Below are 12248 nucleotides of genomic sequence, written 5' to 3' on the forward strand. Positions count from 1 at the left end.
ATACCAGACTCGAACAAAAATCAGTAATCCAGCGTTATTGAATGCTGATTCGTAACGCTGCCGCCGTCGCAAAAGGACTTAATGTCGCGGTGCCTGCCAGCAACGCGCCTAAAATTGCCAGATACCCGTCAACGGGCAAATGCATAGAAGCCGCGTCCATCGCGGCGGTGGCAAAGATGAGTAATGGGATAGTCAGCGGTAACACCAGTATGCTGAGCAGCACACCACCGCGCTTAAGTCCCACTGTCAGCGCCACGCCCGGTGCACCGAGAAAGCCAAGCGTAGGCGTTCCCAGCAGCAGCGTCAGCGCCATCACTTGCCAGCCATAAACATCCATTCCCAGTAGCATTGCTACCAGTGGCGAAAGGATGAGTAACGGCAGACCGGTTACCATCCAGTGCGCCATCACCTTCGCCAGCACAACGGCGGGCAAGGGTAACGGCAACAACATCAATTGTTCAAGACTGCCGTCCTGCAAATCGTCACGGAACAGTCGTTCCAGCGCCAGCAAGGATGAAAGCAGCGCAGCAACCCAGATAATGCCCGGTGCAATACGCGCCAGCAGTTGCGGCTCCGGACCGATACTGAGCGGAAAAAGGGTAATTACAATCAGGAAGAACCACAGCGGGTTGGCGATTTCGGCGCTATGGCGAAACGCTACACGCAGCTCAAGACGGAAAATGCGCCAGAACATCATGCGGCCCTCGTTTGCGTCAGTGAAATGCGGCGAATTTTACTTTCAGCAACGTTGAGCGGCTGGTGGGTAGTCAGAATCACAATCCCCCCCTGCTCCGTATGCTGCGCCATACGCTGGGTCAGACGATCGACACCGTTAACGTCAATCGCGGTAAAAGGCTCGTCGAGGATCCATAACGTGGCACGGGTCAGCCACAGACGCGCTAAAGCGACGCGGCGTTGTTGCCCGGCCGAGAGCTGATTTACAGGAATATCTTCGAATCCGGCAAGCCCGGCCTGCGCCAGGGCTTCCAGACATTGTGCGGTATCGCCATCGCGATGATAAAAGTGCAGATTTTCTAACGCCGTCAGCCGGGTTTTGATCCCCGGCTGATGGCCTATCCATAACAGGTTTTGATGGTAGCTGTCGCGTACCTGATGCAAGGGCTGCCCTTGCCAGAGAACCTCGCCTGCGTCAGGGCGAGACAACCCCGTCAGCAAACGGAGAAGCGTTGTCTTCCCCGCGCCGTTGCTACCGGTGATTTGTACCCACTCTCCTGCGTTCAGCGTAAATGACAAGCCACTAAATAAGGTTCGTTCATCCCGCTCACAAAGTAACTCTCTGGCTTCAAGCATACCCACGCAATAACCCTGTTAAAAACCTGGCTCGACTTCACGCATATCGGGCAGCTTGTGCGCTATCCCTTTATGGCAATCAATACAGGTTTGCCCATCTTTCACCGCCTGGTCATGCATCTTCGCGGCAACCGATTTCTGGGCGGTTGTATCCATATACTCGAAGTTGTGACAGTTACGGCACTCCTGCGAGTTATTGTCCTTCATGCGCCGCCACTCATTCTGTGCCATCGTCAGACGATGAGCTTCAAATTTCTGCGGCGTGTCAATAACGCCAAAAATTTTACCATACAGCTCTTTACTTGCTTTGAGCTTGCGTATCATCTTCGGCACAAACTCGTGCGGAACGTGACAATCCGGACAGGTCGCACGGACGCCGCTACGGTTGTTGTAGTGCACGGAATCCATGTATTCCTGATACACCGTGTTGCGCATTTCGTGGCAGCTAATGCAGAACTCTTCGGTATTGGCTTTTTCCATCCCGGTGTTAAAGCCACCCCAGAAGACGATGCCGCCAACAAAACCGATCAACAGCAGCGTCCCTAGCGCCAGACGGCTGGGGGTACGCCACCATTTCCACAGGCGCTTAATCAGACCAGGCTTACGGTCAGAATTTCCCATAATAACCTCTTATTTCCCGTAACCTTTTGATGGGGTAAAGGTATTCCCCACGATTGGCGCGGTATCGGCCTGCGGTACGTGACATTGCAGACAGAAATAACGACGCGGAGCCACTTCCGCGCCCACTTTGCCGTCGCTGTCCATAAAGTGAGTAGGACTGATACGCGGCGCGCCAGTGGTGCGATAGCTTTCGACACCGTGGCACTGCAAGCAGCGATTGGTATTGGTCGTTACCTGATAACCTTCAACGCTATGCGGGATCATTGGCGGCTGATTCACATAGTTCAGCGGCATCCGATCCTGCTCTTTTGGCATCCGAATGGCCCCTTCCTGTGTCCCGGATACTTCCGGCGACTGGCTAAAATCGACGCCATTAGCCGCCCAAACCGCGCCGCTTACCACCAGGGCCAGCATCGCCGTCCATTGACACAGCGCTTTCTTCAGGTCATGGCTTTTCATGATTTCGCTCCCGAACTCCATCGTGTAGTTATTGTAAATACATCCTCAGAACAGACATCCACGCAGCGACCGCACGTCATGCAATCGCGGCTGGTGACCTGCACCGGGCTTTGTTCATCCAGCACCGGGGCACGTAGCACATGCGGTTCCGGGCAAACATGAAAACAATCCATACAGCGGTTACATTTCTGCCGATCGGTGGCCGCAACGGTAATCACACCTTTGCTACCCAGCACGCCATACAGCGCGCCAACCGGACAAATGTGCCCGCACCAGCCGTGTTCAACGACCAGTAGATCAAATAAAAACAGCGCGAGAATAAGCAGCGCGCCGCTGCCGAAGCCCATTACCAGGCTACGCCCCATCAGAGAAACGGGGTTGATCCATTCCCAAATGAGCGTGCCAGTTAAGGCTGATCCCACCAGAATGACCACCAACAGCACGTAGCGAATGTGGCGAGGGATCGTCGCAGACTGATTGAGGTCAAAGCGCCTGCGTAACCAGTTCGCTAAGTCGGTAATCGGGTTCAGCGGGCAGACCCAGCTGCAAAATAATCGCTTTCCCGCCAGGGCGTAGAGCACGGTGATAATCACCGCACCGGTCAACGCCACCGTGGCAGGCAGATGACCACTGGCAAGACTTTGCAGCGTCATCAGCGGATCGGTCAGCGGAACGGTGTCGAATAACAGGCTACTGCTGTAGTTGCCGTGCAAGATCCACACACCAAACCATGGACCGCTCAAAAACATCCCCAGCACGAAGAACTGACAAAGGCGACGTAACACCAGCCAACGGTGACTGCGCCACCAGCCTTTTTTCTCCAGCGCCTCGCGCCCGGCGTCACGTTTACGATTTGCCATTGTTCCCCTCCAGCCAGCCGAAGCGGTAATGGTGACCTAACTCCCCTTTCGCCAGTGACAGCGGTAACACCTTGATTGCCGGTTGTTCCAGCACGCATACTTTTTCGCACTTACCGCAACCGGTACAGGCGTCGCTGTGAACCGTCGGCAGAAAGCGGGCGTGCTTACCGGTACGCGTGTTGCGCTCCAGCTCCAGGGTGATGGCCTCATCAATTTTCGGGCATTCGCGATAACAAACATCGCAGCGCAGCCCCTGAAAGTTGAGACAGTTTTCCTGGTCCACCAGTACCGCCAGCCCCATCCGCGCGTCGTCGATCGATTCAATCTCACGATCCAGCGCACCGCTTGGGCACACTTTGGCGCACGGAATGTCCTCACACATTTCGCAAGGAATATCCCGTGCGACAAAATATGGCGTGCCCGCCGACAGACCAGAGGCCAGCGTCGCCAGTTTTAAGGTGTCGTAAGGGCAAGCCTGAACACACTGACCGCAACGCACACAGGCACTGGCAAAGGCGTTCTCGTTTATGGCTCCGGGCGGGCGCAACCGCACGCCAGATGCGCGTGCGGTTTGCTGTTGTAACCCCAGCGCCACACCCACGGCAGCCAGCCCGCCTGCTGTGCGAACGACATCGCGCAGAAAGCGGCGGCGACCATTTTGAGGTTTCGCTGACCGGGACATAATGGCTTACACCTTCTCCAGTTTGACCGCGCACTTCTTGAAGTCCGTCTCTTTCGAGAGCGGATCGGTCGCATCCAGCGTCAGTTTGTTAACCAACTGTGCGGCGTCGAAGAACGGCATGTACACCAGGCCCTGTGGCGGACGGTTACGACCGCGCGTTTCAACAATCGAGATCACTTCGCCACGGCGAGAAACCACTTTCACTTTGTCGCCACGGCGCAGATCGCGCGCTTTCGCATCCAGCGGGTGAATAAACAGGACCGCTTCCGGGAAGGCGCGGTGCAGTTCTGGTACACGGCGAGTCATACTGCCGGTGTGCCAGTGCTCCAGAACGCGTCCGGTAGAGAGCCACAGGTCGTACTCTTCATCCGGTGCTTCCGCCGCCGGTTCGAATGGCAGTGCGAAGATCACCGCTTTGCCATCCGGTTTACCGTAGAACTTATAGCCTTCGCCCGCTTTCACGTACGGGTCGTTACCTTCGCTGTAACGCCACTGCGTTTCTTTACCGTTCACCACCGGCCAGCGCAGACCGCGCGCTTTGTGGTAGTCATCGAACGGTGCCAGATCGTGACCGTGACCGCGACCAAACCATGCGTACTCTTCGAACAGCCCTTTTTGCAGATAGAAGCCCAGCTCGCGGGATTCATCGTTCAGCTGATCTTCCGCCAGTTCGGATACCGGGAATTTGCTCACTTCCGGTGTGGCATACAGCACTTCGTACAGCGTTTTGCCACGCAGTTCCGGTTTCTTCGCCAGCAGATCTTCCGGCCATACTTCTTCAGTTTTGAAGCGGCGGGAGAACTGGACTAACTGCCAGAGATCCGATTTCGCTTCGCCCGGTGCCTGTACCTGTTGACGCCAGAACTGAGTACGGCGTTCGGCGTTACCGTAAGCGCCCTCTTTCTCTACCCACATTGCGGTCGGCAGGATCAAGTCGGCGGCCAGCGCACTGACTGTCGGATACGGATCGGAGACGATGATGAAGTTGCGCGGATCGCGCCAGCCCGGCATACGCTCTTCATTGATGTTCGGCCCGGCCTGCATGTTGTTGGTACACATGGTCCAGTAAACATTCAGTTTGCCGTCTTTCAGCGCACGGTCTTGTGCCACCGCGTGCAGACCGATTTTCGCCGGAATGGTGCCGCTCGGGATATTCCACTTCTTCTCGCAGATATCACGGTGTTTCTCGTTGGTCACCACCATGTCCGCAGGCAGACGGTGAGCAAAGGTGCCCACTTCACGCGCAGTACCACACGCAGAAGGTTGCCCGGTCAGGGAGAACGGACCGCAACCCGGCTGGGAAATTTTGCCGGTCAGCAGGTGCAGGTTGTAGACCAGGTTGTTAGCCCACACGCCACGAGTATGCTGGTTGAAGCCCATCGTCCAGTAGGAGATGACTTTCTTGTTCGGATCGGCATACAGCTGCGCCAGTTGTTCTAACTGGTCTTTCGGCACGCCGGTCATTTCGGCAGTTTTTTCCAGCGTATACTCGGCAACGAAGGCTTTGTAATCTTCAAAGCTCATCGGTTCGGAGGCGTCAGAACCCGGATTCTTCGCTGCTTTTTCCAGCGGATGGGTCGGACGTAAACCGTAGCCGATGTCCGTCGCCCCTTTGCGCAGGTTAACGTGCTTGCTGAAGAAGTCCTGATTTATCGCATTGTTTTGAATGATATAGTTGGCGATGTAGTTCAGGATCACCAGGTCAGATTGCGGCGTAAAGATGATGCCGTTATCCGCCAGCTCGAAGCTACGATGCTGGTAGGTAGAAAGCACCGCCACGGTGACGTTCTGGTTAGAGAGACGACGGTTAGTGATGCGCGACCAGAGGATCGGGTGCATTTCCGCCATGTTTGCGCCCCACAGCACAAACGCGTCAGCCTGCTCGATGTCGTCATAGCAGCCCATCGGCTCATCCATACCAAAGGTACGCATAAAGCCAACTACTGCCGACGCCATACAGTGACGCGCGTTCGGGTCGATGTTGTTCGAACGGAAGCCCGCTTTAAACAGCTTGGACGCGGCATAACCTTCCCAGATAGTCCACTGACCAGAACCGAACATACCGATCGATTCCGGCCCTTTTTCTTTCAGGGCGGTTTTGAATTTCTCTTCCATCACATCGAAGGCCTGATCCCAGGTGATTGGGGTAAATTCGCCTTCTTTGTCATATTTACCGTTTTTCATACGCAGCAGCGGCTGCGTCAAACGGTCTTTACCGTACATGATTTTGGGCAGGAAATAGCCCTTAATGCAGTTCAGGCCACGGTTAACCGGTGCGTCCGGGTCGCCCTGACAGGCCACCACACGTCCCTGCTGCGTTCCGACCAGAACGCCGCAACCAGTACCGCAGAAACGGCACGGCGCTTTATCCCATTTGATGGCTTCCTGCTGACCAACAACGGCGCGGGCAACGCCCGGCACGCTGAGACCGGCAGCCGCCGCAGCGGCCGCAACGGCGTTAGCTTTCATAAAGCTACGACGACTGAGTTTCATGGTGTTTCCTCACCTTGCTCTTCCTGCTGGTGATAAACCAGCGACACCGCCAGCACGCCCTCTACGTTGCGTACTGACTCAATGGTTTGGATCAGCGTTTCGCTGTCTTCTGCTTCCACCACCACAATCAACTGACCGCTCGGCGCGTCGCTGACAGCAACTTCACAGCCGGGAAAGGCGTTCAGTTGGGTGCTGATGTCTGAAATTCGTTCGCTTTTGGCCTGCACGACCAGGCTGCAAACTTGCCAGTTAGTGTGCATGGAGATACTCCGCAGTTATGGCTGATACCGGACAGCTGGCTGCACATGCTCCACATCCGTTGCAAAGTTGGCTATTAAGTTGCGGCTGGTAGATCCCGGAGAGCGTCGGGCGAAAGATAATTGCCATTGGCTCACAGCTATCCTGACAGCGGCGGCATTCAACTGACTGATACGCCAGGCACGCGTCCCCGATGGTGAACTGCAAATCCCAGGCCCTGGTGTGGCGCGGAGAAAATAGCGATTCGGGGCAAGCCTGCGCGCAGTCGTAACAGAAGCTGCACTCGTTATTTTTGAAATTAACGCTCGGATAGCCGCCCGCGCCGCGTTGCAGAATGTTGTTTTCACAAGCATTAATACAGGCGTCGCAGCGGGTGCAATGGGTCAGAAAATGAGATTCATCACCGGACCAGGGCGGACGGATACCGTTACTGGCTTTGCGCCAGCGACCAGTGAGTATGCCCCGACGGGATGCATCAATCTTCACATTGACCTTCCATCATTAACGCGCTCTGAAAATTGAGAGCGACCAAATAAACCGCATAATTAATAAGCCATTTTTATAGCCGCTAAGATATTAAAGGATGTGTCAAAGATGCATACCCCGATCGGGGTAAAACCTGTAGCAGGATCAAAAGAGTGGCGGGAAGCGTGGCAAAAACGGGCTTTTGCTCACATTTCAAATGGTTATAAATATATTTATATAGCGATTAATTCACCAGAGATATTTCTGCTGGTTTGCTCTCTCATTAGAATTTAACACTAAAAGAGCAGGTAAAATTGTCTGAATGTTCTTTAAGTTATTCATAAAGCAAATTAATAAATCTGATGAATATGTTAACCTTCAGCGACATCATCGGTGAAAACCTATAAATGAAGAAGGAAAGCAAAAAAATGAAGACCATTCTACCTGCAGTATTGTTTGCCGCTTTCGCTACCACTTCCGCCTGGGCGGCAGAAAGCGTCCAGCCACTGGAAAAAATCGCGCCTTATCCACAAGCTGAAAAAGGGATGAAGCGTCAGGTGATTCAGTTAACCCCGCAAGAAGATGAATCTACCCTGAAAGTAGAACTGTTAATCGGTCAGACGCTGGAAGTCGATTGCAATTTGCATCGTCTCGGCGGGAAGCTGGAAAACAAAACGCTGGAAGGCTGGGGCTATGATTATTATGTCTTTGATAAAGTCAGTTCCCCGGTTTCGACGATGATGGCCTGCCCAGATGGCAAGAAAGAGAAGAAATTTGTCACCGCGTATCTGGGCGATGCTGGAATGCTGCGTTACAACAGCAAGCTGCCGATCGTGGTGTATACGCCAGACAATGTAGATGTGAAGTACCGCGTCTGGAAGGCGGAAGAGAAAATTGACAACGCGGTAGTTCGCTAAACTGCCGTGAAGTGCGGCACCCCGTAGGTCAGACAAGGCGGTCACGCCGCATCCGACATCCAACGCCCGAGCCGGTTGCCTGATGCGACGCTGGCGCGTCTTATCAGGCCTACACCGCTGTGAAGTGCTCCACCCCGTAGGTTGGATAAGGCGGTTACGCCGCATCCGACATCCAACGTCCGAGCCGGTTGCCTGATGCGACGCTGGCGCGTCTTATCAGGCCTACACCGCTGTGAAGTGCTCCACCCCGTAGGTCGGATAAGGCGGTTACGCCGCATCCGACATCTAACGCCCAAGCCGGTTGCCTGATGCGACGCTGGCGCGTCTTATCAGGCCTACACCGCTGTGAAGTGCTCCACCCCGTAGGTTGGATAAGGCGGTTACGCCGCATCCGACATCTAACGCCCAAGCCGGTTGCCTGATGCGACGCTGGCGCGTCTTATCAGGCCTACACCGCTGTGAAGTGCTCCACCCCGTAGATTGGATAAGGCGGTTACGCCGCATCCGACATCTAACGCCCGAGCCGGTTGCCTGATAAGACGCTGGCGCGTCTTATCAGCATACGCCACATCCCCGGCATACCATGCCGGATGTGGCACATCATTACAACGCAATATCCGCCACTTCTTTTTGAACGGGTTTCGGTTTCAACTGCGGTTTCGGCGTACTATCTGCTGCCTGCGGCTTGTCGTATTTCAGCCCCAGCACTTCGCTGGTGTACTGCAACTCGCGTTCTGTTGCCGCTACATCACCGTTCAGCTTGCGTCCATAAGACGGAACGATCGCTTTCAACGTAGCCTGCCATTGCGGGCTGGAAACGCGATCGCCAAATACTTTTTCCAGCAGATCCAACATAATCGGCGCGGCGGTTGACGCCCCTGGCGATGCCCCCAGGAGCGCGGCAATGGTCCCTTGCTGGTCACTGACGACTTCAGTACCCAGACGCAGTACGCCACCTTTCTCGGCATCACGCTTGATAATCTGCACGCGCTGCCCCGCTTGCCACAAACGCCAGTCCTCTTTTTTCGCCTGCGGATAGTACTCTTTCAACGCTTCAAAACGATCCTCTTCACTCAACATCACCTGACTCACCAGATATTTCACCAGATCGAAATTATCCAGCCCGACGTGCATCATCGGCATCACGTTAGAGGTGGTGGTGGAACTCATCAGATCCCACAATGAACCGTTTTTGAGGAATTTGGTTGAGAAGGTGGCAAATGGCCCAAACAGCACTACGCGTTTACCGTCCAGAACACGGGTATCGATATGCGGAACCGACATCGGTGGTGCGCCAACGGATGCTTTACCGTAAACTTTCGCCAGATGGTGATTAACCACGTCTGGATTTTCCGAAACAAGGAACTGTCCGCCCACCGGGAAACCGGCGTAGTCTTTCGCTTCCGGAATCCCCGATTCCTGTAACAGCTTCAGCGCCGCACCACCCGCGCCGATAAAGACAAATTTGGCGCGGATGTTCTGTGCAGTGCCGTTTTTCAGATCGGCAACGGTAACGGTCCAGGTGTTATCGTCATTACGCTTTAGGGCGCGGACTTCGCTGCTAAGTTGCAGCGAGAAGTTAGATTTCTTCTGTAAGGAAGCAATTAACTGGCGGGTGATCTCGCCATAGTTCACATCAGTGCCAATTTCTGTGCGTGTTGCCGCTACTTTCTGTTGCGGATCGCGCCCTTCCATCACTAACGGTGCCCACTCTTTGATCTGCGCGTGATCTTCAGAGTAACGCATACCGCGAAACAGCGAGCTTTGTTGCAACGCGGCGTAACGAGCGCGCAGGAAATTAACGTTATCCTCGCCCCAGACAAAGCTCATATGCGGAACGGTATTGATAAATGAACGCGGAGTACGCAGCACGCCGCGCTCGACCTGGTGCGCCCAGAACTGGCGGGAAATCTGAAATGCTTCGTTAATGGCGACTGCTTTTTCAATACTGATGCTGCCATCGGCGTTTTGCGGGGTGTAGTTCAGTTCCATCAGTGCAGAATGCCCGGTTCCGGCGTTATTCCAGCCGTTCGAACTCTCCTGCGCGACACCCTCCAGGCGCTCCACCATGGTCATCGACCATTCAGGCTCCAGCTCGCGTAAATAGGTCCCCAACGTGGCGCTCATAATGCCGCCGCCAATCAACAGTACATCAGTTTCCTGCTCCTCGGACGCTTTCGCTTTTGCCGCCATCGAAACGGCATTAAGCCCCACGGCCATCGAGAAGAGCATGGCAGTCACTTTTTTCATCTTGTTAATGCCTTACTTTTAGTCGCTTTATTGCAGGTGAGATTTGCGCGGCATCAACGGTAACACTTAAGTAACAACATTTAAATAATGTTTATAAATTATATTCTAATTTTAGAAACATTATAATTTCGTTGATTAATTATATGGTTATTAGAAATGAAGGGATTTTTAGCATATTGACCTGACGGCAGCAGTCCGCCAGGTCAGCGTCGTAATATTATGCCGTCCGGGCAACGGCATCACGCGAAGCGGCATCGCGCTCTTCGCCCGTCAGCTCGCTAAGTTGCCCATTGCGCATTTCCAGCAGGCGGTCGGCGTGGATAAAGTAATGATCATCATGACTGATAGCGAAAATAGTTTTACCCATCTCCTGCATCAGCGGCAGCAACACCTGATAAAACTCACGACGGAAGTGTGGATCCTGATCCGCCGCCCATTCATCCAGCAGGATAATATCGCGTTCTTCTGCCAGCGCCAGCAACAGCGCCACGCGTTTTTTCTGCCCTTTTGATAACTTCAGGTTAACAATACGCCCGTTGCTTAACTCAAGCTTATGAGCCATTTTCAGCTGCGCCAGCCACTTCTCAACCAGTTGCGGGTTAGCGGGTTTACCCTCCGGCCCCAGCAGTTGATCAAACAGCCAGACATCGGTAAACACTGCCGAAAACAGTTTGCGATAATCTTCCGGTTGTTCGCCACTGACAGGTTTGCCATCCAGCAAGATTTCGCCGCTTTGTGGCTGGTACAAGCCCGTCAGCAACATCGCCAGCGTCGATTTTCCACTACCGTTGCCACCAATCAGAAACAGCAGCTCGCCACGTTTAATGGTGAGGTTAATCGGCCCAACGGAAAACGCGTTATCCTGATAGCTAAACGTCACGTTACGCAGCTCCAGCGTTTGCCAGTTGGGAAAAGCCTGCGGGCGCGGAAACTCAGCTTTGAAAGGCGCGAGCGCGAATTTGTTCAGCTTGTTAAACGCCACCTGCGCCGTCAGCAGCGTCGGCAATGCGCCAACCGCCGAAAGCAGCGGCGTACGCAGGAATAACAGCGTCAACGAATAGGTCGCAGCAACGTTGGTATCAGCCCAACCGAGACTGTTCGCCATCCAGAACACCAGGCCGATAGCGCCCAGCATCATGATGTTTGACCAGTTCACGGCGCTAAGATGGAAGGTGTCTGCGCGAATAATATGATGGCGATACTCTTGCGCATCGGGGATGTAGAGGTTGTTAAACACATACTCGGCGCGTTCCCGGTTCAGAGTCAGCTCTTTGCGCCCTTCGAGTACGGTTTGAAAATCCGTGTACAGCTTGTCTTCGGTTTCACGCAGGGTCGCCATATGTTTGTACACCCGCGCCACCAGCACAAAACCGCCCCAGATGGTGATCGCCATCCAGATAGCCGTTACCAGCAACATTTTGCCCGACAGCATCCACAGATACGCCGCGGAACCGATAGTGAGAATGATCCCCTGCACCAGTTCCGGCAGACGCACAAAAGCAATGGTGATATTGCGCACATCGCTGGTTAATCCTGCTAGCAACGAGGCGCTACCGAGTTGTTCAATGCGCTCGACGTGGGTATCCAGAATCCGCTTGATAAATTCACTACGCAGTCGGTAAACGAAGTGATGCCCCAAAGTGGTGAGCGCCAGTTGCGATCCGAGAGTGACTGCCATCAACAGCAGCAATAATCCCAGAAACTCCGGCAACACCAGCAGACTGGTATCCGCCGTTTCGATAAGGCGCTGATTGATAAAAGCAATTAAGCCAATGCCTAATGCCGCACTGGCGAGGCTTAGCGCCATCACACTGATAAATGGCCAGCGATACTGCCGCCAGACAAGTACAAGAAGTTCCATGCAGAAAACCCGGACAATGAATTACAGCCCGCAGTTTAAACATCTTCACGCGCACAGCAATAATAATTCTT

13 protein-coding genes are annotated in these 12248 nt (G+C 54.1%); 2 read left to right on the forward strand and 11 right to left on the reverse strand.

The window, feature by feature from the left end; all coding sequences use genetic code 11:
* Nucleotides 1-34 precede the first annotated feature (34 nt).
* Genes ccmB through napF form a run of 9 tightly spaced genes read right to left on the reverse strand, consistent with a single transcriptional unit; the run spans nt 35 to nt 7170 of the window.
* Nucleotides 35-697, reverse strand: coding sequence for a heme exporter protein CcmB (ccmB, locus tag K0778_RS04365; protein WP_000971730.1), 663 nt, complete (start codon nt 695-697; stop codon nt 35-37).
* A complete protein-coding gene (gene ccmA, locus K0778_RS04370; RefSeq protein WP_000525587.1) occupies nt 694-1317 on the reverse strand; it encodes a cytochrome c biogenesis heme-transporting ATPase CcmA in 624 nt (207 codons plus the stop codon). Before ccmA ends, ccmB begins: the two co-directional genes overlap by 4 nt.
* 12 nt (nt 1318-1329) lie before the next feature.
* Nucleotides 1330-1932: a cytochrome c-type protein NapC gene (gene napC / locus K0778_RS04375; RefSeq protein WP_000528376.1), complete on the reverse strand. Its 603-nt coding sequence runs from the start codon at nt 1930-1932 to the stop codon at nt 1330-1332.
* A gap of 9 nt (nt 1933-1941) precedes the next feature.
* Nucleotides 1942-2391: a nitrate reductase cytochrome c-type subunit gene (gene napB, locus K0778_RS04380; protein WP_000835174.1), complete on the reverse strand. Its 450-nt coding sequence runs from the start codon at nt 2389-2391 to the stop codon at nt 1942-1944.
* Nucleotides 2388-3251 (reverse strand): quinol dehydrogenase ferredoxin subunit NapH, encoded by an 864-nt coding sequence (gene napH, locus K0778_RS04385; RefSeq protein WP_000013515.1) that lies wholly within the window; start codon nt 3249-3251, stop codon nt 2388-2390. The genes napB and napH overlap by 4 nt, the downstream gene beginning before the upstream one ends.
* Nucleotides 3238-3933 (reverse strand): ferredoxin-type protein NapG, encoded by a 696-nt coding sequence (gene napG, locus K0778_RS04390; protein ID WP_000091291.1) that lies wholly within the window; start codon nt 3931-3933, stop codon nt 3238-3240. The genes napH and napG overlap by 14 nt, the downstream gene beginning before the upstream one ends.
* 6 nt (nt 3934-3939) lie before the next feature.
* Entirely contained in the window at nt 3940-6426 is a 2487-nt protein-coding gene (gene napA / locus K0778_RS04395) for a periplasmic nitrate reductase subunit alpha (RefSeq protein WP_000778061.1), read from the reverse strand.
* Nucleotides 6423-6686, reverse strand: a complete 264-nt coding sequence (napD, locus tag K0778_RS04400) for a chaperone NapD (protein ID WP_000557378.1) — start codon at nt 6684-6686, stop codon at nt 6423-6425. The genes napA and napD overlap by 4 nt, the downstream gene beginning before the upstream one ends.
* Nucleotides 6676-7170, reverse strand: a complete 495-nt coding sequence (gene napF / locus K0778_RS04405) for a ferredoxin-type protein NapF (protein ID WP_000686735.1) — start codon at nt 7168-7170, stop codon at nt 6676-6678. Before napF ends, napD begins: the two co-directional genes overlap by 11 nt.
* A 108-nt stretch (nt 7171-7278) precedes the next feature.
* Here napF and yojO point away from each other — a divergent pair, with 108 nt between their 5' ends.
* Nucleotides 7279-7443: a protein YojO gene (gene yojO / locus K0778_RS04410; protein WP_001298786.1), complete on the forward strand. Its 165-nt coding sequence runs from the start codon at nt 7279-7281 to the stop codon at nt 7441-7443.
* A 113-nt stretch (nt 7444-7556) separates the two neighbouring features.
* A complete protein-coding gene (gene eco / locus K0778_RS04415) occupies nt 7557-8066 on the forward strand; it encodes a serine protease inhibitor ecotin (protein ID WP_000712249.1) in 510 nt (169 codons plus the stop codon).
* 603 nt (nt 8067-8669) lie between these two features.
* Here the strand turns inward: eco and mqo are convergent.
* Nucleotides 8670-10316, reverse strand: a complete 1647-nt coding sequence (gene mqo, locus K0778_RS04420) for a malate dehydrogenase (quinone) (protein ID WP_000758073.1) — start codon at nt 10314-10316, stop codon at nt 8670-8672.
* 217 nt (nt 10317-10533) lie between these two features.
* A complete protein-coding gene (yojI, locus tag K0778_RS04425; protein WP_000422188.1) occupies nt 10534-12177 on the reverse strand; it encodes a microcin J25 efflux ABC transporter YojI in 1644 nt (547 codons plus the stop codon).
* Between the last annotated feature and the right edge of the window lie 71 nt (nt 12178-12248).

It is taken from the genome of Escherichia sp. XD33 (genome assembly GCF_019375075.1).
GTDB lineage: Bacteria > Pseudomonadota > Gammaproteobacteria > Enterobacterales > Enterobacteriaceae > Enterobacter > Enterobacter flexneri_A.